Below are 24,560 nucleotides of genomic sequence, written 5' to 3' on the forward strand. Positions count from 1 at the left end.
GCGTGGGCACACAGATTGCCTGCTCCCCTCCACGCTCCCAACGCAAAGGAACGACATGATGAAAACCAAAGTGCTTGCGCTCGTCGCTACGGCTGCTCTCTCCCTCGGCCTGGCGAGCTGCTCTGAAGAAAGCACTGATGCAGCAGGCGGCAAAGACACCCCTGTCGTGCTCACAACGTTCACCGTGATCCAGGACATCGCCGCGAACGTTGCGGGCGATCACCTCAAGGTGGAATCCATCACCAAGCCTGGTGCGGAGATCCACGGCTACGAGCCCACCCCCGGCGACATTTCTCGTGCCGCCGACGCGGACCTGATTTTGGATAACGGCATGAACCTGGAGAATTGGTTCGCCCAGTTTGTCGCCGATCTGGATGTGCCGCACGCCGTGGTCAGCGAGGGTGTCGAGCCGATCGACATCGCCGAGGACGCCTACGCCGGCAAGCCCAATCCGCACGCGTGGATGAGCCCGGTGAACGTGCAGAAGTACGTGGACAACATCGTTGACGCGTTCAGCGAACTCGACCCGGAACACGCCGCAGACTTCAAGGCCAACGGCGAGAAATACAAAAACGAACTGCAGGCTGTGCAAGACGAGCTGGAGACCAAGCTCGCCGCCGTCCCCGACAAGCAGCGTGCCTTGGTGACCTGTGAGGGCGCGTTCTCCTACCTGGCCCGCGACGCGAAGCTAACTGAGCGCTACATCTGGCCAGTCAATGCTGAGCAGGAAGCCACCCCGCAGCAGATCGCCGGCGCGATCGAGTTTGTGAAGGAAAACAACGTCCCAGCGGTGTTCTGCGAATCCACGGTCTCTAACGCCCCGATGATGCAGGTCGTGAAGGCCACCGGCGCGGAGTACGGCGGCACCCTCTACGTCGATTCGCTTTCTGAGGAAAACGGTCCGGTGCCGACCTACCTGGATCTGATTCGCCACGACACGAAGGTGATCATCGACGGTTTGAACGGGGGCAAGCAGTGATCCCCGCAATCGCGGTTGAGGATGTTGCGGTGCGCTACGGCGACGTCGTCGCGCTCGACGGCGCAACTTTGAGCGTCCAACCGGGTCGCATTTGTGGACTGATCGGCATGAACGGCGCGGGCAAATCCACGCTACTCAAGGCGATCATGGGGTTGGTCAAGCCGGATCGCGGCACGGTTCGTATCAACGGCATCGACCCCATGCGCGCCCGCAAGACGCAGGTGCTGGGCTACGTCCCGCAGAGCGAGGACGTGGACTGGCAGTTCCCGGTCACAGTGCGTGATGTGGTCATGATGGGCCGCTACGGCCACATGGGCTTTACCCGCCACGCGCGTGCGGAGGACATTGCGGCTGTGGATCGCGCGTTAGAGCGCACCCACCTTGAGTCGTTCGCAGACCGCCAGATCGGTCAGCTTTCGGGTGGCCAGAAGAAGCGTGCCTTCATCGCCCGCGGTATCGCTCAGGGTGCGAGCATCATGCTTCTCGACGAACCCTTCGCCGGCGTGGACAAACATTCCGAGGCCACCATCACTGAGCTGTTGCGCGACCTCGCCGCTGAAGGCACCACTATTTTTGTGGTGACGCACGATCTGGTCGCCCTGCCGCAACTCGCGCCGGAGACAGTGCTGTTGAACCGCCGGGTGTTAATGCACGCCCCGACTGAAGTGGTGTTAGAGCCGGACAATTTGGTACAGGGCTTCGGAATGGGGGTGTCAGCATGATTGCGCTGCTTACGGAGCCGTTTGGGTACGAGTTCATGATGCGTGCGCTTGCGACCTCGCTGGTGGCGTCGATTGTCTGCGCGCTGTTGTCGTGCTGGCTGGTGTTGGTTGGCTGGTCGCTGATGGGCGATGCGGTAAGCCACGCTGTCCTGCCCGGCGTGGTGCTGGCCTACATTCTGGGTGTGCCGTTTGCCGTCGGCGCGGTGGTGTTCGGGTTCCTTGCGGTGGCACTGATCGGGCTGGTGCGCGATACGTCCCGGGTGAAGGAGGATGCGGCCATTGGCATTGTGTTCACCACCATGTTCGCGCTGGGGCTCGTGCTCATTTCGGTAACCCCTTCGCACACGGATCTGAACCACATCATCTTCGGCAATCTGCTTGGTGTGTCCCGTGGGGACCTGCTGCAGGTGGCCATCCTGGGAGCGATCGTGTTGAGCGTGCTGGTGCTCAAGCGGCGCGACTTCACCCTCTACGCGTTCGACCCCACCCATGCACACGCGATTGGGTTGAATCCGCGTCTGCTCGGTGCGGCACTGCTGGCGCTCCTGGCACTGACGTCCGTTGTGGCGCTACAGGCTGTGGGGGTGATCCTGGTGGTGGCGATGCTGATCATCCCGGGCGCGACCGCCTACCTGCTCACCAACAAGTTCGGCACAATGCTCATCATCGCCCCGACCATGTCGGCGGCGTGTGCAATCGTGGGGTTGTACTGCTCCTACTACCTAGACACAGCCTCTGGCGGCATGATTGTGCTCGCCCAGGGTGTGGTGTTTGCCGTGGTATATCTGTTCGGCCCGCATGGGGTGCTGCGCGGTCGTCGTTACGCATCTACGCGCACGAAGACGGAATCTGTGGCTTCCTCGCCGAGCGGCACCGCCTCCGCCGCGCCGGCAAGCCGCACCGCCACCGCGCCGGAGTAAGGGGCACCCTCGTCCACCTCGAGGGTTGCGCCGACAACGAGCCCGTGGCTGTCGAAGAATTGCAGCAGTTTCGGGTCGTCGTCGGCAATGCGTTCAATCGTGGCTGTCTGGCCCGGTTGCACGCCGGTCAGCGGGACGGCTTCGGGGGTGTCGACACGCCCGCTGGCCGAGGGGATGGGGTCACCGTGGGGGTCGCGGGTGGGGTAGTTAAGAAATGCGTCGATGCGCTCGACCATGAAGTCGCTCACGGAGTGCTCGAGATTTTCCGCCTCGTCGTGCACTTGGTCCCAGGTGTAGCCGAGGGCTTCCACCAGGAACGTTTCAATGAGGCGGTGGCGGCGGATCATCGCCACCGCATACGTGTGGCCGAGTTCGGTCAGTTCGATCGTGCCGTAAGGCTTGTGTGTGACAAGTCCCTGCTCGCCAAGTTTGCGCACCCCGTCCGACACCGTGGATTTCCGCAGCCCAAGGTGCTTTGCCACTGACGACGACGTCACCGGCGCATCCGACCACTCTGAAAGGGCCCAAATGCCCTTGAGGTAGTTCTGAGTGCTGGTAGACAGGTCGCCGACAGACATGCCCGTCAGTCTACTTTGCGCTTCACCGGCACCCAGCGCGGCAGTGCAACATCGCGGCCGAACAGGTGGATCACCTTGCGCTCGTAGGAGTCGAGCACCTCGGTGTAGTAGCCAAGGAGTTGCTGCCCAAGCGCCTCCCAAGTCTTGTCGGCCACGGACGCCCTGGCGGTGGTGGTGAGTTCGGGGTGGCGGGTGTCGTCGAGAAGCCAACGCGCTGCGTCGGGGAGCTCCTCGGTGAAGGTGGCCACGTCGAGCAGCAAACCGTTGACGCCGTGCTCGATGAGGTCAACAGGGCCGCCAGCGCGGGGGCCGATCGTGGGCACGCCCGAGGCTTGAGCTTCCTGGATGGCCTGGCAGAAGGTTTCAAACTCGCCGGTATGCACGAACAGGTCGAGCGATGCATACGCGCGGGCGAGCTCCTCGCCAGAAAGCGGGCCGGTGAACACGGCGTTGGGCAAAACCTCTTCAAGCGCCTCGCGCTCCGGGCCGCCGCCGACGATGACCAACTGGATGGACGGGTCCGTAACCAGCGGGGCGAGGCGGTCAACGGACTTCTCCGCGGCGAGGCGGCCGACGAACCCGACGATCTTCTTCGTACCGGTCGGATCCCACGAACGGCGCAGGATGTCGGAGCGCTTCGACGGGTGGAACAGTTCCGCATCCACGCCACGGCCCCAATGGCGGATATTTTTGATGTTGTGCTCCTCCAGCGCCTTGATCGTTTCCGACGACGGCGCGAGCGTCATCTCGCACATGTTGTGCACGGTGCGGGTCCAGTCCCACGCCATGGTGGCCAGGGTGGACAGTTGGTACTTCGTGGCAAAGCCGGCCACGTCCGTCTGGTAGAGCGCGACCGCGGGCACACCGAGTTGGCGGGCCGCGAACGCCCCCGCTCCGCCGAGCACGAACGGGCTGGCCAGGTGGATGATGTCCGGCTTGAACTGCGACAGTGCTGCCGTGACCGTGGTGGTGGGAACGCCGATGGGCAGCGAATCGATCAACGGCACCATAACGGTGGGCACCCGCACGATCTCAAAGCCAAGGTAGTCAGGAACTTCGTCCTGGAACTCGCGGGCGCCAGGCGCGATCACGATCGCGTCGTGGCCCTCCCGTTTGAGGTGCTCAAGGACGCGAAGGACGGAGTTGGTCACTCCGTTGACGTTGGGCAGAAAGGACTCGGCGACGATTCCCACTCGCATGTTGTTTACTTTCCCAGTTGGCGTGAAACTTCGGTCGAATTCCGGTTGAACCAGACGTGAATTTTTCCTACGGCGAGCCAGGCCAGGGCGGCGATAATCGTCGCCACGGCCAGCACCGACAGGGCGGGGATGAGCGAGAGCGCCCACCCGCGGCCTTCCACCTTGACCAGGTCGGTGTTGTTCTTGGCGTAGGTCACCCACACCTGCTGGCCGGGTCCGAGCCCGGAGGGATAGAGCACCCCCTCGCGCGGCGAGACGAGCCGGCCATCTTCGGTTTCGTACTCCACGTAGGTGCGCAGCCGGGTTTGGTCGGTGACGGTGGCGACGCCGCGGCCGGGGTTGGCGTGGATTTGGGCGTCGTGAAGCGCGGGCCCTGCGACCATGGCAACGCAGCCGAGCACGGCGCATCCGTAGAGCGCCATGACGGCTTGGTGTGCGCGTCTGCGCCAGCGCATTACTTGGCCAGTCGCTGCGCGAGTGCGCGGCGGGTTTCGCGGGTGGTCACGGCCTCCACAACGGTGATGCCGTCGGGCTGGGCATCGACTTCAAGCAGCACGTGGTGCAGCTCTGCAAGCGATTCGGCGCGGCGGTAGTTCGCCCCGTACGCGAGCGCTTGCTTCTCGACGACCACCCCATGCGGCGTACCAAACGCCCGCTCAAAGACGTCTCGCACCGGCTCCGCTGCTGGCTCGAGGGTTTCGAAGATGCCTCCGCCGTCGTCGTTGGCCACCACGATGGTCAGGTTGCCGGGGCGCGGCTCGTCGGGACCGATGAGCAGGCCGTTGATGTCGTGCAGGAACGTCAAGTCCCCCACGAGCGCGACGGTACGGGGTGCGCGGATCTCGTCCGCACGAAGCGCCTGGGTGGCAAGGGCGATGCCGACGGCTTGGGAGACGGTGCCATCGATACCCGCGGCACCGCGAGCGGCGTAGGTGTCCACGCCGTCGAACGGCATGCCAACAAAGGATGCGTCGCGCACCGGGTTCGACGCGCCGAGCACCATCGTGTCGCCCACCGCGAGGGTGTCGCACACGGCGGCGGCGACGTGCAGGCCGGTGAAGCCGAACTGCTCCTCGGCGAGGGCTTGGCGCACGGTGTCGGCGCCGACCTCGCCGGCTGCCTCACAGATCTTGATCCAGGTATCCGTCGGCTGGCCCGTGGCGTTGACGCGCGAGCCGCGCAGATCCGGCTGGCCGGTAAACGTGTCCGTGCGCGACAGGCCAATGACTGTGATGTCCGGATCCGCCAGCAGCGCCATGACGTCGCGGTGCAGCGTCGGGTGCCCCACCACAACGACCTGTTCCGGCTTGGTGGACGCGGCGAAGTCACCCCCGTCGTGGGAGATGGCCACCTCCGACTGCGCGAAGAACCGCGCAGCCAACGGGTGGACCTGGTGGAACGGGGTCGGCGCCGTCGGCTCAGCGATGGTGGGCACGTGTTCCAGGCCGGGTACTTCCCAGGCCTCGTCGCCGGCGATGACCAGCGTGTCGCGGGTCAGGTCGATGTCCACGACTCCATGGTCGACGAACCCGGCGCCCGAGCCTGCGAGCGCACCGCGTGCGAGGACGCCCGGGCCGACCCGGCGCGGCTCGCCAACCGGCTCTAGCAGCGCGTCCGGCACGAGCGGGGTGTCCAGCGCAACGTTGATGTGTACTTGGCCGGCGTCGAACGAGATCGCTTCCGCCGCCGCCTCGTCCGCCACCTGTTGGGTCTCGGCGTAGCGGCCGAAGATGCCCTGCTGCCAAATGGTCTGGCTGGCACCGGTGCCCACGAGGCGCTCCGGGCGGTCGGCGCTGATCACGGCAAGCGGCGTGTGCGACATATGCGCCTCGATCATCGCCGGGTACGCGTTCGCCACCGCCGTGCCCGAGGTCATCACCACGCCAACGTGTCGGCGCTGCACGCGTGCGAGGCCGAGGGCGGTGAAGGCGGCGGAGCGTTCGTCGATACGCATATGCACCGTGATGTCGCGACGCGCGAGCAGCGCGTACGCCAGCGGCGAGTTGCGCGAACCCGGGCTCATCACCACATCAGTGCAATGCTTTGCGACGACCCCCGCCACCGCCGTAGCCAATTCCATAGCCGTTGCCATCTACCTACTGCTCCTGGAGAAACTGGTCCGCGCCGTCGCGGATCTGGTCGAGAATATCGCGGGCACTGTCCCGAACATCGCGCGGGATCTCAACATCATCCGGCAGCGGCTCCGGCGGCAACATCGAGGTTGCTTCCTCGCGGTCGCGGAAGATCGACGGGAACTTCGTCGTCGTCGTAGTCGTGGTCTCCGTCGCGGTGGTCGTCTGGGTGACCGTCTCCGTCAACGGCTGCTTTTTGGCATCCGCTGCCGCCCCTTGCCACAGGAAAAACAGCACCACAGCTGCAATGAACGCCAACGCTGCGAACACACCCAGCGCAATCGACGCGGCACTCGAGCCCTTCTGCGGCTCCGGCTGGTACGGCTCCTGATACTGGGGCTCGTACGGGGGCTCGTACTGCTGGTATTGCGGCTGGTAGTACTGATCGTCGTACTGGGCCTGTTGTTCGGACTGGTCCGGGAAGTACTGCCTCGGGCGCGGGCGCTGCGGCTCGTCGCCTGGACGGCCGTACTGTCTCGTCTCGTTATCCATGGCAAATAGACTAGCGCCCCGGCAGGAGAACTGCCGGGGCGCGTCGTCGATAAGCAGAATGCTCCTAGAGCACCAGCCCAAACACAGGTACTGCGATGAAGTACGTAGCCAGGGAGATGAGCACCAACGCAATCGCGTTGAGCCACACACCACCCTTGATCATCTCGCCCATGGTGACGTAACCGGACGAGTAAGCGATCGCGTTCGGCGGAGTTGCCACCGGCAGCATGAACGCACACGTTGCAGACAGCGCAACAGGGATAGCCAGCAGCAGAACGTTCATCTCGGTCGCCTCGGTCAGGCCGATACCAACGGCCACACCACCCATGATCGGCAGGAAGGTCGCAGCCGTTGCGGTGTTGGAGGTCAGCTCCGTCAGCAGCAGCACCAGCGCGGCGATGGCGAAGATGAGCAGGAACATCGGCAGCACCGCCAGCCCCTTCGCCTTCTCACCGATCCACAGGGACAGGCCGGTTGCGGTAAACATCGCCGACAGGGACAGACCGCCACCGAAGAGCATCAGCACGTCCCACGGCATCTCATTCGCCGTCTTCCAATCCAGCAGACGCTTACCGTCAGAGGTACCCGGGATGATGAACATGAGCAAGCCAGCGATGATGCCGACGATCGCGTCGTCGTACGGGAAATCCCAACCGAAGTGATTGCGTCCCAGCGGGATGAAAATCCAGGCAAGCGCGGCGACAAGGAAGATCACGCCAACAGCGATCTGCGGGAAGGTCCATGCACCGAGCTTCTTAATCTCATCGTCGATCAGCTCCTTGCCACCCGGGATGGTGTCTACCTCCGGCTTGAACACCGTGATCAGCAACCACCAAGCAATGAAGGTGAACACAACCGCGACCGGCAGGCCGACCAGCATCCACTGACCGAAACCGATAACGATGCCGTGGGCCTCCTCCATGTAGCCCTTCAGCAGCGCGTTCGGCGGAGTACCAATCAGCGTGGCCAGGGAGCCAATGGAAGCCGAGTACGCGATAGCAAGCATGAGCGCGGTAGCGAACTTCCGCTGGTTCTTCATGCCACCAACCGTGTCCGCGGTCAGCATGAGCACCGACGTACCAATCGGCAGCATGACCACAGCGGTAGCAGTGTTAGACACCCACATGGACATAAAGCCAGTGGCCAGCATAAAGCCCAAAATGATGCGCTTCGGCGACGTACCGACAATCTTGACCACCACCAGAGCCAGACGGCGGTGCAGGTTCCAACGCTGCAGACCCAGCGCCATGAGGAAGCCACCCATAAACAGGAAGATCGTCGCCGAAGCGTACGGGGAGGACACTTCCTTAAACGGAGCCACACCTGCGATCGGGAACACCGCAATCGGCACCAAGGCGGTGGCGGCCAGCGGGATGGCCTCCGTCATCCACCACGCACCCATCAACACAGTGGTGGCAGCGACGATGCGCATCGTGTCCGCGGAGTACTCCACCCCCTCCTTCGCACCGGAGGACTGCAACACCGTCTCAGCAGCGTTGGCAGGGAACAAGAAATACACCAAAACAGCCAGCACCACACCGGTGATCAGGCCGATAAGTTGGCGGCGCCACTCGCCAGGTTCGGGCGCTTTTGCCAGGTCGCCTTCTGAAAGCGAGGCAGATTCGTGCATCACGGGAGTCGACATGGGCGAAAGATTAGCCGACTGCCCCCGGATCCCACACGCGAATGCGATAAGAAATCGGACAATTACACCCGGAAAGAGGGATCCTGCTCCAGCACAGCCATGCACGCACGGACCCTGGCGAACCACCAATCCCTGCGCTCACCTGGGGCGCGAAGCCCGTGGAGGCGTTCCGGATCGGGGGTAGTGCGGGTGATAGCAAGTTCGCCGTTTTCCATGACGCGGGGCTCCGCAACGTCCTCCACGAACAGGCGCTGGGTTGCCAGCCCCGCCGCACGCGAACCGGTGAGCTTCGCCGCGATCAACCCCGCATCCATGCCGACGGCAGTATCCAAAGCGCTAGCGACAGTGACATCGAGGTGCAGGTCGCGCGCGATGGTGACCAGGTTGGCCACTCCCCCAAGCGGAGCCGCCTTGCACACCGCCACGTCCGCCGCGTTCAGTTCAGCCACGCGGTACGGGTCGGCAGCACGCCTAATCGACTCGTCCGCAGCAATCGGCGTACTGGTGCGGCGGCGGACTTCCGCAAGTTCCTCCACCGTGGCGCACGGCTGCTCGATGTACTCCAACTCGCCAAGCTTGTCGGCTGCTTCAACGGCTTGGTCGACGGTCCAGCCACGGTTGGCGTCGACACGCAAACGCGCGTCGGGGCGGAGGCGACGGACGGCGGTGACGCGCCGGATGTCGTCGTCAAGCGACTGCGAAGGCTCAGCGACCTTGATCTTGAACGTGTTAACCCCCGGGTAGCGCGCGAGCACAGGCTCGACGTCCTCGACCGCGGGAATCGTGCCGTTGACCTCCACAGTGCCGTGGGCTTCGGGCAGGCCGGTGAACGCCGCCTCGAGCCCGGCGCGCAGCCAGGCGGCAGACTCCTCGGGTGCATATTCGATGAATGGGGAGAATTCGCCCCAGCCGGCGGGGCCGTCGATAAGCAAGGCCTCACGCGTGGTGATGCCGCGGAACTTCACAGCCATGGGCAGCGCGACAACGTGGGCGCGCTCGAGGATCTCGTCAACGGATGGGGTCATGGGTGCTTTATACCTCTTTATAGGTTGGGGTAGTTATAAAGAGGTATAAAACGTCAGCCACGAGCCTCACGCTCCTGCCCGCCCCGCTCGTTTCTCACGAATTCGGCGAACCCCGGAACAGTGAACCTCAAGTAGCCGAAACCACTTTCCTCGATTAATCCCTTGTCAAGCAAAGATCTACGGACCATGCTGATTCCGGTTGTAGGTCGGCCCATTCTCTCGGCGATATCGCCTCGCTTCACCTGTGGCTCTAGATCCTCAGCCATTGCGCTAATGAATTCCCTCTCCACGTCGGTAGCTTTGTGCCACCGGGAGCGGAACATGGTCAACTGAGTTTCTTGGAATCGATCCGCTACATGTTTGAGGTTTGCTAGGCCAATAAAAGTGCCAGGATCCGGAAAATCGGCCGCTTGCCACACCAGATCGCCTACAACCTGAATGAAATACGGGTAGCCGCCTGCTAAACGGACAGCTTCCTGGAGCGTGGCCGGAGACCAATTCACGCCCTTCTTCTTCGCCGGTTGTACTAATGCTTCCTCAGCGTGTTCTCGGTCCAGAGATTCAAGATGCACATAACTAAAGCGCTCTGCAAAACTCACAGCATCGGTAATCACATCCTGACTATGACTGAGCCCAGCTGCAAAGATGGCGAGAGGGAGCTCAGCATTTTCTGCCTGCATCTGCTGCCACGCGTACGCAAGCGAGCGCAGGCCATCTGCATCAGCCGACTGAATCTCGTCAATACAAACAACCATTCCACTAGCCCTGCCCCGGATCGTTTCCGCTGCATCAACAAGCGCGCGCTGCATTTGGTCTCCATATCCCGACGCATCTGGCCTCGGGCCTTCAACTGGTTGAGATCCTCCAACCGAAACACCAAACGCTTCAACCCGCAGCGACGACAACAGCCCGAGCAGCTTTTCTCCAGCCTCATCCTTCCAGCTGCGAGCAATCTCGCCGATTTTGTCCAAAAGGGCATTGAAAAGTGGCCGGTCCCCCGCTGTAATCCAGGCGGTTTCAAAGCCTTCAGCCTTAGCTTCTGCTTCAACTGCTCGAAGCAAGCTGGTCTTTCCTATGCCGCGGGGTCCCACGTAGACCTTCACCTGCCCCATCAGCCCAGGATCATGAGCCATAAAGAAAAGCTCGCGCTTCGCCTCCCTAAGAACTTGGTCTCTGCCATAAATGGTGGAGGCCACCACGCCAGGTGTGTACGGACTGCGCTGAACCATAGCCTCTTTATACCTCTTTATAGGTTGGGCTAGTTATAAAGAGGTATAAAGCGGACGCGTGAGTACGATTACCCCCATGCAGTACTCCACCGCCCAGCCCTTCGACCCCAGCCAGTGGCGCGAGGTCGAAGGCTTCAACTTCACCGACATCACTTACCACCGCCACGTCGGCGACACGCGTGCCGACGGCACCGTGCGCATCGCATTCGACCGCCCCGAGGTGCGCAACGCGTTTCGCCCCCACACCGTCGACGAGCTCTACCAGGCGTTGGATCACGCCCGGCGCGACCCATCCGTCGGCGTGGTGCTGCTGACCGGCAACGGGCCTTCGCAGAAGGATGGCGGCTGGGCGTTCTGCTCCGGCGGCGACCAACGCATCCGCGGCCGCTCCGGCTACCAGTACGCCGGCGGCGAAACCGCCGAAACCGTCGATGAGGCGCGCGTGAAGGCCGAGGGCGGACGCCTGCACATCCTCGAGGTGCAGCGTTTGATCCGCACCATGCCCAAGGTAGTCATCGCGGTGGTCAACGGTTGGGCAGCCGGCGGCGGACACTCACTGCACGTGGTGTGCGACATGACCATCGCGTCGCGCGAGGAAGCCCGGTTCAAGCAGACCGACGCGGACGTGGGCTCCTTCGACGCCGGCTACGGCTCCGCCTACCTAGCCAAGATGGTCGGCCAGAAGTTCGCCCGCGAAATCTTCTTCCTCGGCCGCACCTACTCGGCCGAGGAGATGCAGCGCATGGGCGCGGTCAACATCGTTGCCTCGCATGCTTCATTGGAAGAAGAGGCGATCCAGGTCGCCCGCGAAATCAACGGCAAGTCCCCCACCGCGCAGCGCATGCTCAAATTCGCCTTCAACCTTGTCGACGACGGCCTCATGGGCCAACAAGTCTTCGCCGGCGAAGCCACCCGCCTGGCCTACATGACCGACGAAGCCGTCGAAGGCCGCGACTCGTTTTTGGAGAAACGCCCGCCACGCTGGGACGACTTCCCCTTCTACTACTAGGTTTCTTGGGGGTACGGCGGTACTTTGCCGGGCTGGCGGCCCGGCGGCCCTGCGGCCCCCACCCAAAATAGTTCCCCGCTCGGGAACTATTTCGGGTTTTTGGCTCCACCGCGGCGGCGTTCTCCCAGGTCGGCTGTCTTGGGAGGCAAGAAAGTTCCACATCCCGGCCCAACCACGGGAACTATTTTCGCCGGCCCCCTCTTCCACTGACAGATTCTGCAGAATCTGTCAGGGGCGATTTCTGACCAGGCGCGATGCCGGCGACTGACAGATTCCGCCGTGATCTGTCAGGAACGCGCCGCCACGCTTGCCTCAGCCAACCTCAACTAAGCCAAGCTCAGCCTCGTCTCCGGAGACTCCGACCCGCTCGTCAGCAGCCAGGGGAACAGGTTCTTTTTCGGGCGTCGTAAATGCCGTGCGGCGGCGGGCCAGCAACCGATCGGCAACAAGCATCGCGGCGAAGGTAAGGCCGAGTAGCGGCAGAAACAGGCCGACCGGGATCGCTACGACGGCGAGGATGGCCCAGTCGCGGCCGGTGAGATCAGCCTGACCTGGGACGCCGGCGATGGCGTTCTTTGTTGGGCGGCGTCGCCACCAGAGGATGTAGCCCATCACGACCATGGCGCAGATCGCGAGCGCGCAGATAGCGAGCAGGATCTGCAGAGGCAGGCCGAACATGATGCCCATGTGCAGGTAGATGCCCCAGCTGGTCAGTTTTGAGAACAGTGGCAGTTCAGAGAATGGGAGCTTGTCTACAAGGTCACCGTTTTGGCCGTTCACGCTCACGGCGTCGGAGGTGGTGCGCCACGGCACCCAGCGCTCGCTGGCCTGCCACGCCTCGTCGGTGTTCTTGGGGACGAAGAGGCGCACTGATCCGGTGAGGCCTTCGGCGCGGGCGGTTTCGAGGACGGTGGCGGCTTGGTCGGCCACCTCGTCCTTGGTCAGGCCTTCGGCTCCGTGTGCGCTGGCGGGGTGGTGGTCGGCGTGCTCGTCGGCTGGGGCGGCTTCCGCGTCGGCGACCAGGGAGGTTTCGATCGGTTCTGCTTTGCCGCCCAACCAGGTGATTGTGCGGTCGACGTTTTCGCCGGCGAATACGGACCAGGTGATGCCTGTGGCGGACAGTCCCAGCATGGCCACGAGCAGCCAGGTTCCGGCTACGCCGTGCAAGTTCAGCACTTTACGACGACGCCCCGTCGCATTCTCCAACCCAACCAGGGCTCGCTTCCGGGCCATCCGCCACCACAGGTACAGGCCGCCCAGGGCGACGACCCACAGCCAGCTGGCTGCCACCTCTGCGTAAAGCTCGCCGACCTCGCCGAGGTGGAGGCTCTTGTGTAGCGACGAGATCCAGTAGCGCAGCGGGAGTTCGCCGAGGCCGGAGTAGGTTGGCTCGTCGCCAATGACGTCACCGGTGTGGGGGTTGACGAAGATGCTGCGGAGTTGGTTTGTTTCGGTGAGGGATTCGTCGATAAGCAAAACGCGCGTTGCTTCATCGGGTGTCGACGACGGCCACACCTGCGCCACATCCATGTCCGGGTGTGTGTCCTGCGCGGCCCTGATTTGGCTGGCCAGCGGGGCGTTGGTGTCGGAGGCGGGAACGGTCAGCACGTCTTTGTAGACGACGTTTTCGAGCGACGGAGCGACCGCGTAGAGAGCGCCACTTAGCGCGGCGACAAAGATGAACGGGGCAATGAACAGGCCCGCGTAAAAATGGATTCTTCTGGTCAGCGCGGGCAGGCCGCTGCGCCGTTGGACAGTACTGGACACACATACACCTTTCGGTTGATACAGGGACGCATTTTTAGTCGGATGCGTTGGCCCGCCAGTTCCCAACAGATGTCGATTTTCCAAAGCGCCTGGCAGATCCTGTCCTGATCTGTCGGATAGCCCAAAAGACGATATCGGGTTTTAGCACCTTGCCGACGCCGTTTCCCCAAGTCGTGCTCCGGCGAGAATGCCAAATCCCGATATCGTCTTTTGGGCTTTCGGTAGCGTGGTGCCATGAAACGTCACGTACCGATCCTCGCCACCACTCTCCTGCTGGCTGCCTGCGGCACGGAGACCGAACCAATCCAAACGCCTGCACCGGAAACAACGACGGTCGTTTCTCACGAGACGGTCAGCGCACCGACTAGCGCACCGACCAACGAAACGTCAACCGACGCGACCACGGCGTCAGCGACACCGACCGCTTCGATCCGTGACCTGTACGCGGAAGCGATCGCGGACCCGGCGCGCTTCTTCGCGGACCTCGCGGATCTCGACGGCACGTTCACCTACGACGTTTTGGACATCAACGGCGATCTCGAACCCGAACTGCTGCTCCGCGCAGGCGTCAGCGCAGCCCCAGACGCAGGCGCGGCCAACGGCAACCCATCGCCGGTGCGCGTGCTGCGGGCCCAGAACGGCGAGGTCACCTGGACGAAGGACTACCTCGTCGACTCGGACGAGCCCTACCCGACAGTGTTCACCAACGGCACGCAGCCGGGCTTGGACCAGTACGAAACGGACGGCCCCAAGATGCACGTGACACACTTCGAACTGCGGGGTCAGCGTCTGGAAAAGGTGTGGGGCCCGGAGGAGACGGTCGTCGGCAATCCGCTCAGCGATGTCACACGGATCACCTGGCACCCGACGACGGACGCGGCGGCGCTGGACAAGATCGGCAGCGCAACACTACGTGGTCCGTTGGAGGGCACGATGGGGCAGGTGTCCAAGGTGGAGCACCTGCAGGGTGAGCAGTTCCGCGTCCGGTTCGAACCGACCGCCGACGGCATCGCGGTGACGTACCCGGACCTTGGCTGCGCGGGCCACCTCGCGAAAACCGAGGATGGCTTCCGCGAGACGATCACCGAGGGCACCTGCGATAACGGCGGCACGTGGCACTTGCTTATCGACGACAACCACGCCCACGCCTTCTACAACTCCCCCGATGGTCGCTACACGGCAGATGGACGCCTGACCCCGGCGGGTTAGCGTCGCACTGGGCGCATGCCGCGCAGCACCCGCATCAGCGCCGCGACAACGACTGCCAGCAGCGCTAACCCCACCGCAGCCGCAATCCACACGCGTGCACCGGTGGCGGTGATTGGCCATGCGGGGACGGCGAGGATCCATAGTGCGGACTGTGCGAGGACGTCGCCGCCGATCGTGGCGGAGACGATCGTGACCAGGATCGTCGTGGCCAGCGTCCACGCCACGCCGAAGCGGACGGTGATGGCAAGTGCGGTGAGGGCCAATACGCTGCCTGCGAGGAACGCGAGGAGTCCGAAGCGTGCGTCGCCAACCACGGCCGCTCCGAACGCGCACACGAGGGCGACGACTCCAACGCACCAAGTGGCCAATGCGGCGCGGACGTGTGGGTGTTCGACCTGCATGAGCGCCCAGGCGGGACGCAGTTTCGGCCACACGAGGGTGGGCAGCACGCCGGCCCCAACCGGCAGGATGGCGTAGGCGAACAGCGCCTCGCGCACGTCCACCGGGTATGCCAGCGAGAACAGCAGCACCAGGGCGGTGAGCAGGAGCAAGACGCTTATCGACGACACCCTCGCCGCCATCGCAACCCCCTTCACCGCAGCCACGTATCCGGTGGTTTCGGGGCGCGGCGTTGCCGGCCCTGCGGCCAGCGGTGCGGTGACGTGGTGGACTCGGCGGCGGCGCAGTATGGGTCGGGTGCGCGGTGGTACGAGGGCGGCCACTACAAAGCCAATTGCTGCGAGTAGCAGTGTGAGGGTGAGGGCGGGAATGGGAGATTCCCCCGCCATGGGGTCGGTGGCGTCGAGGGGTAGCAGGTTGAAGTGCAGGCCCATGGTCGGTAGCGCCAGCCGGGTTGGCCAGGCGCCGGGGTTTATCCACCACCAGTCGCGTTCGGCGAAGTAGCCAAGCCCGATGGTGAAGAAAAAGCCGAGGATGATGGTCGGCAGCATCCCAATGCGTCGCGTGGCAGCGGCGGCGAGGCCTGCGGGGCCGAGCATGCCCAGCCACACAAACAGGCCGACGAGTGCAATCGAGGCCGTGTTGTCCAGGTTGAATACGAGGCCGGCGGCAAACGGCACGACAAAGTCGAAGGCGACGAACGCGGCCAGCGCCAGCCACACCACGACGATGCGGGCGGCGCGGGTGCGCATGGGTGAAACCGGCCGCCACAATGTGCCGCCGCCGCGGGCGTCACGCTCGCGGGTCTCGGCCAAACCGGCGAACAGTGCGGCGGCGGGAGCAGCCATGCCGGTGACTAACAGGCCTTGCGGGTAGAGCAGGTTCGTCGCGGTTTCGACGTTTCCGGCCAGGGCGAACAACGTCAGCAGCACGCCGACCAGCAGGCCTGCTCCGGCGAGCCACCACAGCATGGAGCCGCGCGCACGGATCCATTCGGCGTGTAGGAGGTTCATCGGTCACCACCGGAGGTGAGCCGGAAGAACGACTCTTCTAGGTTGGGGCCGAGTTCCGCGAGCTCGCCTGCGAAGCGGACGCCGCCGCCTGCGATCACGGTGGCGTCATCGGCCATGTGGAGTACTTCGCCGAGTTGGTGGGAACTGACCAGGACGGTGCGTCCAGCTCGCGCGTATTCGCGGAGGTAGTCGCGCAGGTGGGCAATGCCTTCAGGGTCGAGGCCGTTTTGTGGTTCGTCGAGAATAAGCACCTCTGGCTCGCCGAGCAGCGCTTGGGCGAGCGCAAGGCGGCCTTTCATGCCGGTGGAGAAACTGCCGGCTTTCTTCTTGCCCGCGGTTTGGAGGCCAACCAGTTCGAGAACCCGGTCGGCTTCGCTGTCGGGAAGGCCCAGCAGCGTGGTGTGGACGCGGAGGTTGTTGCGGGCGCTGAGGTGGCTGTAAAAGGCGGGGTCGTTGATGGAGGCGCCGACATGGCGCAGTGCCGAACGGTCAAACGGCTGCCCCATCAGTGTCACCTCGCCGGCATCGGGTTCGATCAGGCCGAGCAGCACCGACATCAGCGTCGATTTACCCGCGCCGTTGGGGCCGAGCAGAGCGTGGACTCGGCCCGGAGTGGTGGTCAATGACACGTCGCGAAGTACATGGTGGTCCCCGAAGGACACGACCACGCCGCGGCAAGCAAGTTGGGTATCAGTCATGGCATTCATGGTCGTCGCTGAACAAGGCGACCACATCGGCCGACGGGACCACACTGCCTCCTCCTCTAGGAGGAGATCCCGGCGCGCTGGGCGATCAAGGCGAGCGCCACCCTGTCGCGCGCGCCAAGTTTGGAAAGCAGGTTGGACACGTGCGTTTTCACCGTGGTCTCTGCAATAAACAGCGTGGCGGCGATTTCTGCGTTCGTCGCGCCGCGGCCAATCTCCGCGAGCACGTCGCGTTCGCGTTGCGTCAGCCCCTCCAGCGCAGCGGCGGATTCTGAAGTGCCCGCCCCGTCGCGGACCCACTCCATCACGCGGCCGGTGACCCCGGAGGCTAGGACCGATTCGCCGCGGGCGACGGCGCGTACGGCGTTGGCCAAGACGTCGGGTTCGGCGTCTTTGAGGAGAAAGCCGTGCACGCCGGCGTCGATAGCTGCATGGATCAAGGTGTCGTCGTCGAAGGTGGTCAGCATGATCACGCGTGGGCCCATCTCCATGATCGTGCGGGCGGCGGTGATGCCGTCGAGCACCGGCATGCGGATGTCCAGCACCGCCACGTCGATGCGGTGGGCGCGGGTTTTCTCCACGGCTTCGGCGCCGTCGGCGGCGGTGGCGACGACGGTGATGTCGTCCTGGGCGTCCAAGATGGTGCGGAGGGCGCTGAGGAGGAGCGGTTGGTCGTCGGCAAGAAGCAGGCGGATCATGCTGCCAACTCCGCCCGCACGGTAAACGTCTCCCCGAACTGCCATGTCTTCAGCGTGCCACCGGCGCTCGCCGCGCGTTCACGCAGCCCCTCCAGCCCGACGCCGGTGCCTGGTTGGGGTCGAATCTGGCCGGTAGAAACGACTTCTACCACCACGGTCTCGCCCGGTGCGACCCGAACCGTCACAGTGGGATCGACTTGGTGGCGCGCCGCGTTTGCCAGTGCCTCAGCCACGATGCGATAGGTAGCAAGCGAGGTCACCGGGGAGACATCCACTGCTGGTGCTTCCAGCGCTACTTCCACGCCGGCGTCGCGGTAGCGCTGCACCAACGACGGCAGGTCAGGGATCCCCGCCGCCGGGGAAAACGCATGGTCGCTCTCGCGCAAACCGCGCACAAGCAGGCGAATCTCCGACAACGACTGCCCTGCGGCCTCGTTGATCTGCTGCAGCGCCTCCCGCTCCTGCCCCACCGCCAAACCAGCATTGGCCTGCGCTTTGATCAGGGTCAGGGAGTGGCCGAGCAGATCGTGAATATCGCGGGCAATGGCGCGGCGTTCCTCCTCGCGCGCCGCTGCGAGACGCTGCTCTTTCGCGTGTGCTTCTCGACGACGCACCTCATCCTCAGCCGCCACATTCGCCCCCAGGAGACACCCCACCACACTCGCGCCCCAGTGCAGCGCAAGCGTGATCCCGAGATCGACCCCGTGCCGGTAGAACAACACAAAGTTGTCGTCCCACGTCCACATGAACGGTGACAGCAGCGCCCACCCGCACGCGGCGGCGAGGACAACTAGCGCGAAGCGTTTCCCTGTAAACCGCCCGGCGATAAAGGTGGCCACCGGGACCGCCAACACCCACGGCGAAAAGCCAAGGTTTACCGGCGCGGCCAGCCACATCGTCGACCAGGCAACATTCAGCGCGATAAGCGCAACCGAGGAGAACTTCGGCTTGCTCGTGAGCACCACGCACACCGCGACAAAGCCCCACGACAGCACGGCCTGGCCCCAACCTGCCGCGTCTATGGGTTGGGTAAACGCACTCGCGGTGTACACCGCCGCCAAAATGGCGACAGCGACCGCGAGCACAAGGTCACCCGGTTTGTAGCGCATGGGCGTAAGCCTATCGACGACACCGGGCCCGCACCTCCTCCCCGAGGAGGAGATCTACTTGTTCAGGCCGGGGATCTGCGGCAGGTCCGGCACGTTGAAGCCGGCGGTCTTCAGCAGAGCGAACAGAGCGCCCAGTGCGGTGAGCACGGCGGCGATGATGCCGATGATCTCTGCAAGCTTCGCGTCGAAGGTCTTCGGTGGTTCCGGCGCAGGGGTGCCCGGAGTCGGCGCCGGCTTATCCGGGTCGGCTGGCTTGCCGGGCAGCGTGTTCTTCAGCTCCGGTGCAGCGGGCAGTTCCGCGTTCTGCATGCTGAAGAGCAGCGGCGGATTGTCGTCGCACTTCTTTGCCCTGCTCAGCGGGTGGTAGTAGCGGGACTCGAGCGAGTCGAAGGCTTGACCGAAGTAGGTCTTGGACATGTTGGCGGCGAACGCGTTGCGCTGCCACTCGGGCATGTGCTTGAGGAAGCGGGCGGTGTTCGCGCCGGTGCGGCCGAACTCGTAGTCCGGGCCAAGGTCGTTTACTTCTGGCACGGAGCCGTCGATGCCGATGTACCAGCCAGCCGAGCCCTTCAACGCCTTGCCTGCTGGTGAGAGCGGGATCTGGGAGCCCTGCTTCATGTCCAGGTAAAAGTCGGCGTCAGTGGAGGTCAGGCCCAGTTCCGCCAGTTTGGCCTTTGTGGCGGCGCGGGCGGCGTCGTAGTCGGGGCGGGCGCCGGGTTCCTCGCCTGCCAGGCGGATTTCCTGGACGGCGATGATGGCCGGTTGGGTGAGGTGGTCGTCGCCAAGCGGCTTGAGCCCCTCGAAAGTTGCCTCGAATGCTTCGGCGACGGCGGTGGCGTACATGCCGTGCGTGAGGGTTTTCGCGATGCGTTCGGCTTGCCAGGCGGGGCCGCGCTCCGCGTCGTTGAGGGTGACGCGGCACTGGCCTTGCTCGGTGGGCGTGAGCGTGGCGGCGTGGGTCGTAGGGACAGTGACGGTGAAGGCGGTCGCCGCGGCGACGGCCGATGCGATGAACTTCTTCATGCTTGTTCTATCGGTGGGCTCGCAAACAGGTGTTACACGTCACGGCCTTCGCGGCGCGCGAAATCCCACCGGCTACGCTCGTACGCTGTGACCAACCTGCTCGAACTTCTGCCCGTCGATCCCGCGAATCCGCTGGCTATCATGCCCGCGCTCGAGGAGGCGTTGACCGGCCAGCGCGCGCTATTGCCGGTGCCGACGAACGACCCGGCGCGCACGAACCTGCTGCGCAACACGTTGGAGCCCGGCGCGCCTATCGACGACGACATCGCCCTCGTCGTCTCCACCTCCGGGTCCACGGGCAAGCCGAAGGGCGCGATGCTGACCCCGGCGAACCTGATCTCGAGCGCGGACGCGACCCACCAGGCGTTGGGTGGCGAAGGCCAGTGGCTGCTGGCCATGCCGGCGGCGTACATCGCGGGCCTGCAGGTGCTGGTGCGCAGCATGGTCGCAGGCGTGGAGCCGGCGTTTGTGGACCTCACGAACGGTTTCGATGTCGCTGAGTTCGCCCACCACGCCCACGATCTGGCCAGCACCGGAGAGCGCACCTACACCTCGCTGACGCCGATGCAGTTGGCCAAGGCGACCTCGACGCTCAAGGGCATCGACGCGTTGCGGACCTTCTCCGCGGTGCTGGTCGGCGGGGCGGCGACCAACCCGCGCCTGCTCGAGTCGGCAAAGAAACTGCGCATCAACGTGGTGACCACCTACGGCTCCTCGGAAACCTCCGGCGGCTGCGTCTACGACGGCGTGCCCATCGCCGGCGCCCGCGTAAAAATCGTCGACGGCCGCATCCACCTCGGCGGCCCCATGGTCGCACGCGGCTACCGCAATGTCGGATCGCAGACGCTCTCCGATGATCTCAAGGACGGCTGGTTCCGCACCTCCGACGCGGGTTCACTTATCGACGACCACCTCACCGTCCACGGACGCATCGACAACATCATCGACTCCGGCGGCCTCAAACTCCACCCCGAAGTGCTGGAGACGTTCCTGCTCAAGGTGGATGGGGTGACGGGTGCCTGTGTCGTCGGTAAGCAAGATGCTCGCTTCGGCGAACGTATTTGCGCTGCGTACACCGGGTCTGCGAGCGTGGCGGACATCATGGACGCGTTTGCGGACGCCGAGGACACCGGTGAAATCGCACGCTGGCAAGTACCGAAGGAACTCAAGGTTGTGCCGGCGCTGCCCCAGTTGGGTCCGGGCAAGGTCGACCGGGCTGCGGTGCGGGAGCTGTTCTAGCGGTTAGGCAGACTGGTCGCGGGGCTGAATGATCGGCCCGGGTGGCTCGTCAGGGGTGCCGTAGTTTGCAACCCAAAGCAGAAACGGCGACAACTCGCCGTCGCTTCTTCCCTGCTCAATCTGTTTGACCAGAAATCGCGCAGCGGCAATCTCTCCCATATGTGGCGGCCGCGAAATGCTCACACCGTCGAGAGATTTCAACTCCTCGTACCTAGGTCTCATCGTGCGCACTCCTTTCCGCAATGGGATCAATTTGGTTGAAAAGGCCACCTACAACAGCCTCTCCAATCCTGTTGACCATGCTAGCTTGCTCCGAATTGAGAAACCTATGCTCGCTGAGCTCATCAAGCACCGACGTGCCAATCGCTACCTCTAGTGGCTTCTCCGAAACACACAGCTCTGATGCCCACCTCAGGTCGTGATGCCATTCCTTGGCTGTGTCCTGCACACGCGTGTTCATCACTGTGTGGGAAACGCCTGCCCATGCAATGAGTGCCGCGCCAACCGGTCCGATGATCTTTGCAGAAAAGTCCAGTACAGGCACGGTCATATTTGGTGGCCCCAGGGCAAGCACAATTGCGTATCCCACTGACGTGGCAACAGCCAGCCCTGTAAGCAGCCACGGTAAGTAAATCGAGTTCTTCATATTGAGTTAGACGGGGCGAAGCCACCTACGGTTCCATCGCAGCCACCTCAACCTCAAATTCGTCGGCACGAAGTCCGGACTGAAACGCAATTGCTTCGCGTACCTCTGCCTCAGCCAGCTCTAGGTTCTGGGTTTGAGAGACCACGCCGAGCTCCTTGCATCCGAACACCCGACCGACAACCCACCTGACCGCGTCGGCGCGTGCTTTAGGTTGATGGTGGCGTCGAAAATCGCGCCTAGACCGTTCGGATATAAGGAGCAGGAATGGACCGACAGCACGGGTTTGCGGTGGTCGATCTGGAGACGACGGGGCTGAGCAATCTCGATCGCATTGTGGAGATCGGCGTGGTGTTGCTGCGCCCCGACCTCACGGTGGAGGGCACGTGGGAGACGTTGATCCAGCCGGAGCGCGACATTCCGAACAGTTACATCCATAAGATCACGGCGACGGACGTCGTGGATGCGCCGGTGTTCCGGGATGTCGCCACATACCTGGGTTCCCTGCTGAACGGCCGCACGTTGGTGGCGCATAACGCGTCGTTTGAACGCCGCTTCCTTGCCAACGAGTTCGCACGCGCCGGCGCCGAGGACGGCATGTGTGAGTGGTTGGACACGATGCGCCTGACCAAGCAGCACCTTGGCGTGGGCAAACTCAGCGATGCGCTTGCCATCGCGCAGATCCATAACCGCTTTGCGCACTCTGCGCTTGCGGATGCCCAGGCCACCGCCGATCTCCTCGCGTACCTGCACGCGAACCACCGCGCGGACGTCGCCTACTATCCGGCTGCGCTGTTTACCACTCCCGCGCCCGAGGTCCGCACGCTTCCCCGCGGTGGCGCGCCGTCTTGGGCGGGTCAGCTTTCGCGTACATTGCCGACGACTGGCACCAAGGATGAAGCCACCTACCGTGCCGAACTGACCCGCGCGCTTGTAGACCGCGAAATTTCCCGTACCGAAATGTGCCAACTCGAATCCACCGCCATCGCCGCAGGCCTAAGCGCCGATGATGTCGAGGCGATCAATGAGGAGTTCACCCGCCAACTCGCCGTCGAAGCCTGGTCAGACGGCATAATCACCGACGAGGAACGCGCAGCTCTGCTCAGCATCGCAGAAGCACTCGGCGTTGATCCTGCTCTCGTGCATTCGCTTCTCGACGACCCCCTCACCGGCCCAACCCCTTCCACCTTCACCCTGCACCCCGGCGATCGCGTCGCCTTCACCGGCGCCCTGACCATCCCGCGCGATACCTGGGCAGCGCGGGCTGCGGTGCGGGAGCTTTTCTAGCCGGAGTGCTCGTCCTGACGTCCCAAACCGTATATATTACGTCATATATACGAGGAGGTGTTCATGACTGAGGCTGCAGCAGACTCCGTCGAAACCACGGTCTTCATGTCGGGCAACAGTCAAGCAATCCGAATTCCTAAGGACTTTCGTTTCGATTCTGAAACGGTTTGGCTGAAAAAGATTGGGGGTAAGCTTTACGTCTCCCCTGAGCCGCTCTCGGCTCTCGATGTGCTCGATGTGATCACTGCCGATTTACCGGATGGGTGGGCGGACGAGTTCGAAGAACCCTCTGATCTCCCCTTAGATCCGATCCCAAAGTGGGATGAATGATGCGCTTCCTCCTAGACACAAATGTGTGGATCGATGCCCTTCGTCGCAGTAACGCAAATATCCTCGAACGCATGCGCGTAACTCGAGCCGACGACATCGTGCTGTCTTCCATTGTCCTTGGAGAGCTGCGGGTTGGTGCGGGTAAGTCAACGTCGATTCGTCGGACCGATGCTGTCAAGCAACTCGAACAGGCGTATCAGGTAGTCGGAACCGGAGCGCCCGAGGCAGCTCTTTACGCTGACATCCGTTTGGAGCTAGAGGCGATCGGGCAGCCAATCGGTCCCAACGATTTGTGGATAGCAGCTCAGGCACGGGCAAACGACTGCGTTCTCGTTACCGCCAACACCCGGGAGTTCTCCCGTGTCCCATTGCTACAAGTAGAGGACTGGCGGTTGTAACCCCGCGCATCGTTTCCGAGGGGCAGCTCCGCTTAACGACGACACCGTCCCCGGTCGATCTAAGATTTCACGCATGCAGCGCACCATGATCGCCGCCCTAGTTCTGACTACCGTCCCCACTGGTTGCGGCGACTCCGACAAGGTCACCGAGACCCCAAGCACGACGGAAACAACGACCCAATCGGAAGCGAGCTCCGCGTCGCCGTCGACCTCAACATCGCAGAGACCATCGGCCACTGTGTCTTCGGAACTTTCTCGTAGAGGTTTTTGGCAAAGTGGGTGCGGCACCGCTGCCAGGAGGCATCGGGCAGCACTTCGGAAATGGCATGCTGGATGCCTTCGTGGGCATCACTGGTGACAAGGAAGACACCACGAAGTCCGCGGGCTTTGAGGTCTTGGAAGAAGCCTTTCCACGATGCGTTGGATTCCGCAGTGGCGACGTGCATGCCGAGCATTTCCCGGTAGCCATCGGCGTTGACACCGGTGGCAAGCAGCACTGAGCATTTGACCACCCGGCCGCCTTCGCGCACTTTGATCGTCAGTGCGTCGCAGGACAGGTAGGCGTACCCGCCGGGGTCCAGGGGGCGATTTCTGAAGTCTGCGACCATCTCGTCGAGTTCTTCCGACATCCGCGAGACTTGCGATTTCGACAGGTTGGAAATGCCAAGGGTGGCCACCAGATCGTTCATCCTGCGGGTGGAAACCCCTTTGAGATAGCAGGTGGCAATCACGGTTGATAGTGCCCGTTCGGCACGTGAGCGTCGCTCTAACAGCCATTCTGGGAAGAACGCGCCGTGGCGCAGCTTCGGCA

25 protein-coding genes and 1 pseudogene are annotated in these 24,560 nt (G+C 63.5%); 9 read left to right on the top strand and 17 right to left on the bottom strand.

From position 1 onward, the window contains the following. Positions 1-58 precede the first annotated feature (58 nt). Genes HMPREF2734_RS05215 through HMPREF2734_RS05225 form a run of 3 tightly spaced genes read left to right on the top strand, consistent with a single transcriptional unit; the run spans position 59 to position 2,621 of the window. On the top strand, positions 59-979 hold the full coding sequence (locus HMPREF2734_RS05215; protein ID WP_371325693.1) for a metal ABC transporter substrate-binding protein: 921 nt from the start codon (positions 59-61) through the stop codon (positions 977-979). Beyond that, on the top strand, positions 976-1,701 hold the full coding sequence (locus HMPREF2734_RS05220) for a metal ABC transporter ATP-binding protein (protein ID WP_070452441.1): 726 nt from the start codon (positions 976-978) through the stop codon (positions 1,699-1,701). Before HMPREF2734_RS05215 ends, HMPREF2734_RS05220 begins: the two co-directional genes overlap by 4 nt. Continuing rightward, entirely contained in the window at positions 1,698-2,621 is a 924-nt protein-coding gene (locus tag HMPREF2734_RS05225) for a metal ABC transporter permease (protein WP_070452444.1), read from the top strand. Before HMPREF2734_RS05220 ends, HMPREF2734_RS05225 begins: the two co-directional genes overlap by 4 nt. Here HMPREF2734_RS05225 and HMPREF2734_RS11550 read toward each other — a convergent pair. The 8 genes from HMPREF2734_RS11550 to HMPREF2734_RS05265 all read right to left on the bottom strand — a co-directional run bounded on the left by HMPREF2734_RS11550 (position 2,522) and on the right by HMPREF2734_RS05265 (position 10,921). After that, positions 2,522-3,199 (bottom strand): metal-dependent transcriptional regulator, encoded by a 678-nt coding sequence (locus HMPREF2734_RS11550; RefSeq protein WP_083308092.1) that lies wholly within the window; start codon positions 3,197-3,199, stop codon positions 2,522-2,524. The two genes, HMPREF2734_RS05225 and HMPREF2734_RS11550, sit on opposite strands and share 100 nt — an antisense overlap. A 5-nt stretch (positions 3,200-3,204) precedes the next feature. After that, positions 3,205-4,398: a glycosyltransferase family 4 protein gene (locus HMPREF2734_RS05235; RefSeq protein ID WP_070452450.1), complete on the bottom strand. Its 1,194-nt coding sequence runs from the start codon at positions 4,396-4,398 to the stop codon at positions 3,205-3,207. 5 nt (positions 4,399-4,403) lie between these two features. Next, complete coding sequence (locus HMPREF2734_RS05240) at positions 4,404-4,820, bottom strand: DUF3592 domain-containing protein (protein ID WP_246816785.1); 417 nt, start codon at positions 4,818-4,820, stop codon at positions 4,404-4,406. A 32-nt stretch (positions 4,821-4,852) separates the two neighbouring features. Beyond that, the gene (menD, locus tag HMPREF2734_RS05245; RefSeq protein WP_070569768.1) at positions 4,853-6,490 is read right to left on the bottom strand and encodes a 2-succinyl-5-enolpyruvyl-6-hydroxy-3-cyclohexene-1-carboxylic-acid synthase; all 1,638 of its coding nucleotides are present in this window, start codon (positions 6,488-6,490) and stop codon (positions 4,853-4,855) included. A gap of 4 nt (positions 6,491-6,494) precedes the next feature. Continuing rightward, positions 6,495-7,022: a hypothetical protein gene (locus HMPREF2734_RS05250; RefSeq protein WP_070421753.1), complete on the bottom strand. Its 528-nt coding sequence runs from the start codon at positions 7,020-7,022 to the stop codon at positions 6,495-6,497. A 64-nt stretch (positions 7,023-7,086) separates the two neighbouring features. Beyond that, positions 7,087-8,667 (bottom strand): SLC13 family permease, encoded by a 1,581-nt coding sequence (locus HMPREF2734_RS05255; protein WP_070569770.1) that lies wholly within the window; start codon positions 8,665-8,667, stop codon positions 7,087-7,089. 62 nt (positions 8,668-8,729) lie between these two features. Beyond that, the gene (locus tag HMPREF2734_RS05260) at positions 8,730-9,692 is read right to left on the bottom strand and encodes an o-succinylbenzoate synthase (protein WP_070569772.1); all 963 of its coding nucleotides are present in this window, start codon (positions 9,690-9,692) and stop codon (positions 8,730-8,732) included. A 53-nt stretch (positions 9,693-9,745) separates the two neighbouring features. Next, complete coding sequence (locus tag HMPREF2734_RS05265) at positions 9,746-10,921, bottom strand: AAA family ATPase (RefSeq protein WP_070569774.1); 1,176 nt, start codon at positions 10,919-10,921, stop codon at positions 9,746-9,748. A 76-nt stretch (positions 10,922-10,997) separates the two neighbouring features. Here HMPREF2734_RS05265 and HMPREF2734_RS05270 point away from each other — a divergent pair, with 76 nt between their 5' ends. Then, a complete protein-coding gene (locus HMPREF2734_RS05270) occupies positions 10,998-11,930 on the top strand; it encodes a 1,4-dihydroxy-2-naphthoyl-CoA synthase (RefSeq protein WP_070421749.1) in 933 nt (310 codons plus the stop codon). Between the two features lie 312 nt (positions 11,931-12,242). Here HMPREF2734_RS05270 and HMPREF2734_RS05275 read toward each other — a convergent pair whose 3' ends face one another. Then, positions 12,243-13,697 (bottom strand): PepSY-associated TM helix domain-containing protein, encoded by a 1,455-nt coding sequence (locus HMPREF2734_RS05275; protein ID WP_070421748.1) that lies wholly within the window; start codon positions 13,695-13,697, stop codon positions 12,243-12,245. A gap of 234 nt (positions 13,698-13,931) precedes the next feature. Between HMPREF2734_RS05275 and HMPREF2734_RS05280 the strand changes: the two genes are divergently transcribed. Beyond that, positions 13,932-14,906: a hypothetical protein gene (locus tag HMPREF2734_RS05280; protein ID WP_070569776.1), complete on the top strand. Its 975-nt coding sequence runs from the start codon at positions 13,932-13,934 to the stop codon at positions 14,904-14,906. On the opposite strand, the gene HMPREF2734_RS05285 is transcribed toward HMPREF2734_RS05280, so the two are convergent. The 5 genes from HMPREF2734_RS05285 to HMPREF2734_RS05305 form a co-directional block, all read right to left on the bottom strand. Further along, entirely contained in the window at positions 14,903-16,318 is a 1,416-nt protein-coding gene (locus HMPREF2734_RS05285) for an ABC-2 family transporter permease (protein ID WP_070569778.1), read from the bottom strand. The genes HMPREF2734_RS05280 and HMPREF2734_RS05285 overlap by 4 nt on opposite strands. Then, positions 16,315-17,016 (bottom strand): ATP-binding cassette domain-containing protein, encoded by a 702-nt coding sequence (locus HMPREF2734_RS05290; protein WP_070452480.1) that lies wholly within the window; start codon positions 17,014-17,016, stop codon positions 16,315-16,317. The genes HMPREF2734_RS05285 and HMPREF2734_RS05290 overlap by 4 nt, the downstream gene beginning before the upstream one ends. A gap of 65 nt (positions 17,017-17,081) precedes the next feature. Then, positions 17,082-17,720, bottom strand: coding sequence for a response regulator (locus HMPREF2734_RS05295; protein ID WP_070569780.1), 639 nt, complete (start codon positions 17,718-17,720; stop codon positions 17,082-17,084). Next, positions 17,717-18,829 (bottom strand): sensor histidine kinase, encoded by a 1,113-nt coding sequence (locus tag HMPREF2734_RS05300; RefSeq protein WP_070569782.1) that lies wholly within the window; start codon positions 18,827-18,829, stop codon positions 17,717-17,719. Before HMPREF2734_RS05300 ends, HMPREF2734_RS05295 begins: the two co-directional genes overlap by 4 nt. Positions 18,830-18,883: 54 nt before the next feature. Next, a complete protein-coding gene (locus HMPREF2734_RS05305; RefSeq protein WP_070569784.1) occupies positions 18,884-19,852 on the bottom strand; it encodes a hypothetical protein in 969 nt (322 codons plus the stop codon). A gap of 87 nt (positions 19,853-19,939) precedes the next feature. Between HMPREF2734_RS05305 and menE the strand changes: the two genes are divergently transcribed. Beyond that, positions 19,940-21,091: an o-succinylbenzoate--CoA ligase gene (menE, locus tag HMPREF2734_RS05310; protein ID WP_083308093.1), complete on the top strand. Its 1,152-nt coding sequence runs from the start codon at positions 19,940-19,942 to the stop codon at positions 21,089-21,091. A 3-nt stretch (positions 21,092-21,094) separates the two neighbouring features. On the opposite strand, the gene HMPREF2734_RS05315 is transcribed toward menE, so the two are convergent. Next, the gene (locus HMPREF2734_RS05315; protein ID WP_070421742.1) at positions 21,095-21,313 is read right to left on the bottom strand and encodes a hypothetical protein; all 219 of its coding nucleotides are present in this window, start codon (positions 21,311-21,313) and stop codon (positions 21,095-21,097) included. Further along, a complete protein-coding gene (locus tag HMPREF2734_RS05320; protein ID WP_070829224.1) occupies positions 21,303-21,737 on the bottom strand; it encodes a hypothetical protein in 435 nt (144 codons plus the stop codon). Before HMPREF2734_RS05320 ends, HMPREF2734_RS05315 begins: the two co-directional genes overlap by 11 nt. A gap of 264 nt (positions 21,738-22,001) precedes the next feature. Here HMPREF2734_RS05320 and HMPREF2734_RS05325 point away from each other — a divergent pair, with 264 nt between their 5' ends. The 3 genes from HMPREF2734_RS05325 (at position 22,002) to HMPREF2734_RS05335 (ending at position 23,749) form a co-directional block, all read left to right on the top strand. Beyond that, the gene (locus tag HMPREF2734_RS05325) at positions 22,002-23,021 is read left to right on the top strand and encodes an exonuclease domain-containing protein (RefSeq protein WP_070569788.1); all 1,020 of its coding nucleotides are present in this window, start codon (positions 22,002-22,004) and stop codon (positions 23,019-23,021) included. A gap of 63 nt (positions 23,022-23,084) precedes the next feature. Continuing rightward, positions 23,085-23,351: an antitoxin gene (locus HMPREF2734_RS05330; RefSeq protein ID WP_070421738.1), complete on the top strand. Its 267-nt coding sequence runs from the start codon at positions 23,085-23,087 to the stop codon at positions 23,349-23,351. Then, positions 23,351-23,749 carry a type II toxin-antitoxin system VapC family toxin gene (locus tag HMPREF2734_RS05335; RefSeq protein ID WP_070569790.1) on the top strand — a complete coding sequence of 133 codons (399 nt, stop codon included), beginning with the start codon at positions 23,351-23,353 and terminating at the stop codon, positions 23,747-23,749. The genes HMPREF2734_RS05330 and HMPREF2734_RS05335 overlap by 1 nt, the downstream gene beginning before the upstream one ends. A 206-nt stretch (positions 23,750-23,955) precedes the next feature. Here the strand turns inward: HMPREF2734_RS05335 and HMPREF2734_RS05340 are convergent. Then, positions 23,956-24,560: pseudogene (locus tag HMPREF2734_RS05340) on the bottom strand (IS256 family transposase); the annotation flags it as partial.

This window comes from Corynebacterium sp. HMSC055D05 (assembly GCF_001810365.1).
In the GTDB taxonomy this organism is placed as follows: Bacteria; Actinomycetota; Actinomycetes; order Mycobacteriales; family Mycobacteriaceae; genus Corynebacterium; species Corynebacterium coyleae.

What these genes read in the sequence shown, in the direction of transcription:
- HMPREF2734_RS05215 (WP_371325693.1), top strand. Translation starts at nt 59, where the DNA reads ATGAAAACCAAAGTGCTTGCGCTCGTCGCTACGGCTGCTCTCTCCCTC.
- HMPREF2734_RS05225 (WP_070452444.1), top strand. Translation starts at nt 1,698, where the DNA reads ATGATTGCGCTGCTTACGGAGCCGTTTGGGTACGAGTTCATGATGCGT.
- HMPREF2734_RS11550 (WP_083308092.1), bottom strand. Translation starts at nt 3,199, where the DNA reads ATGTCTGTCGGCGACCTGTCTACCAGCACTCAGAACTACCTCAAGGGC.
- HMPREF2734_RS05235 (WP_070452450.1), bottom strand. Translation starts at nt 4,398, where the DNA reads ATGCGAGTGGGAATCGTCGCCGAGTCCTTTCTGCCCAACGTCAACGGA.
- HMPREF2734_RS05240 (WP_246816785.1), bottom strand. Translation starts at nt 4,820, where the DNA reads ATGGCGCTCTACGGATGCGCCGTGCTCGGCTGCGTTGCCATGGTCGCA.
- menD (WP_070569768.1), bottom strand. Translation starts at nt 6,490, where the DNA reads ATGGCAACGGCTATGGAATTGGCTACGGCGGTGGCGGGGGTCGTCGCA.
- HMPREF2734_RS05250 (WP_070421753.1), bottom strand. Translation starts at nt 7,022, where the DNA reads ATGGATAACGAGACGAGACAGTACGGCCGTCCAGGCGACGAGCCGCAG.
- HMPREF2734_RS05255 (WP_070569770.1), bottom strand. Translation starts at nt 8,667, where the DNA reads ATGTCGACTCCCGTGATGCACGAATCTGCCTCGCTTTCAGAAGGCGAC.
- HMPREF2734_RS05260 (WP_070569772.1), bottom strand. Translation starts at nt 9,692, where the DNA reads ATGACCCCATCCGTTGACGAGATCCTCGAGCGCGCCCACGTTGTCGCG.
- HMPREF2734_RS05265 (WP_070569774.1), bottom strand. Translation starts at nt 10,921, where the DNA reads ATGGTTCAGCGCAGTCCGTACACACCTGGCGTGGTGGCCTCCACCATT.
- HMPREF2734_RS05270 (WP_070421749.1), top strand. Translation starts at nt 10,998, where the DNA reads ATGCAGTACTCCACCGCCCAGCCCTTCGACCCCAGCCAGTGGCGCGAG.
- HMPREF2734_RS05280 (WP_070569776.1), top strand. Translation starts at nt 13,932, where the DNA reads ATGAAACGTCACGTACCGATCCTCGCCACCACTCTCCTGCTGGCTGCC.
- HMPREF2734_RS05285 (WP_070569778.1), bottom strand. Translation starts at nt 16,318, where the DNA reads ATGAACCTCCTACACGCCGAATGGATCCGTGCGCGCGGCTCCATGCTG.
- HMPREF2734_RS05290 (WP_070452480.1), bottom strand. Translation starts at nt 17,016, where the DNA reads ATGACTGATACCCAACTTGCTTGCCGCGGCGTGGTCGTGTCCTTCGGG.
- HMPREF2734_RS05295 (WP_070569780.1), bottom strand. Translation starts at nt 17,720, where the DNA reads ATGATCCGCCTGCTTCTTGCCGACGACCAACCGCTCCTCCTCAGCGCC.
- HMPREF2734_RS05300 (WP_070569782.1), bottom strand. Translation starts at nt 18,829, where the DNA reads ATGCGCTACAAACCGGGTGACCTTGTGCTCGCGGTCGCTGTCGCCATT.
- HMPREF2734_RS05305 (WP_070569784.1), bottom strand. Translation starts at nt 19,852, where the DNA reads ATGAAGAAGTTCATCGCATCGGCCGTCGCCGCGGCGACCGCCTTCACC.
- HMPREF2734_RS05315 (WP_070421742.1), bottom strand. Translation starts at nt 21,313, where the DNA reads ATGAGACCTAGGTACGAGGAGTTGAAATCTCTCGACGGTGTGAGCATT.
- HMPREF2734_RS05320 (WP_070829224.1), bottom strand. Translation starts at nt 21,737, where the DNA reads ATGAAGAACTCGATTTACTTACCGTGGCTGCTTACAGGGCTGGCTGTT.
- HMPREF2734_RS05325 (WP_070569788.1), top strand. Translation starts at nt 22,002, where the DNA reads ATGGACCGACAGCACGGGTTTGCGGTGGTCGATCTGGAGACGACGGGG.
- HMPREF2734_RS05330 (WP_070421738.1), top strand. Translation starts at nt 23,085, where the DNA reads ATGACTGAGGCTGCAGCAGACTCCGTCGAAACCACGGTCTTCATGTCG.
- HMPREF2734_RS05335 (WP_070569790.1), top strand. Translation starts at nt 23,351, where the DNA reads ATGCGCTTCCTCCTAGACACAAATGTGTGGATCGATGCCCTTCGTCGC.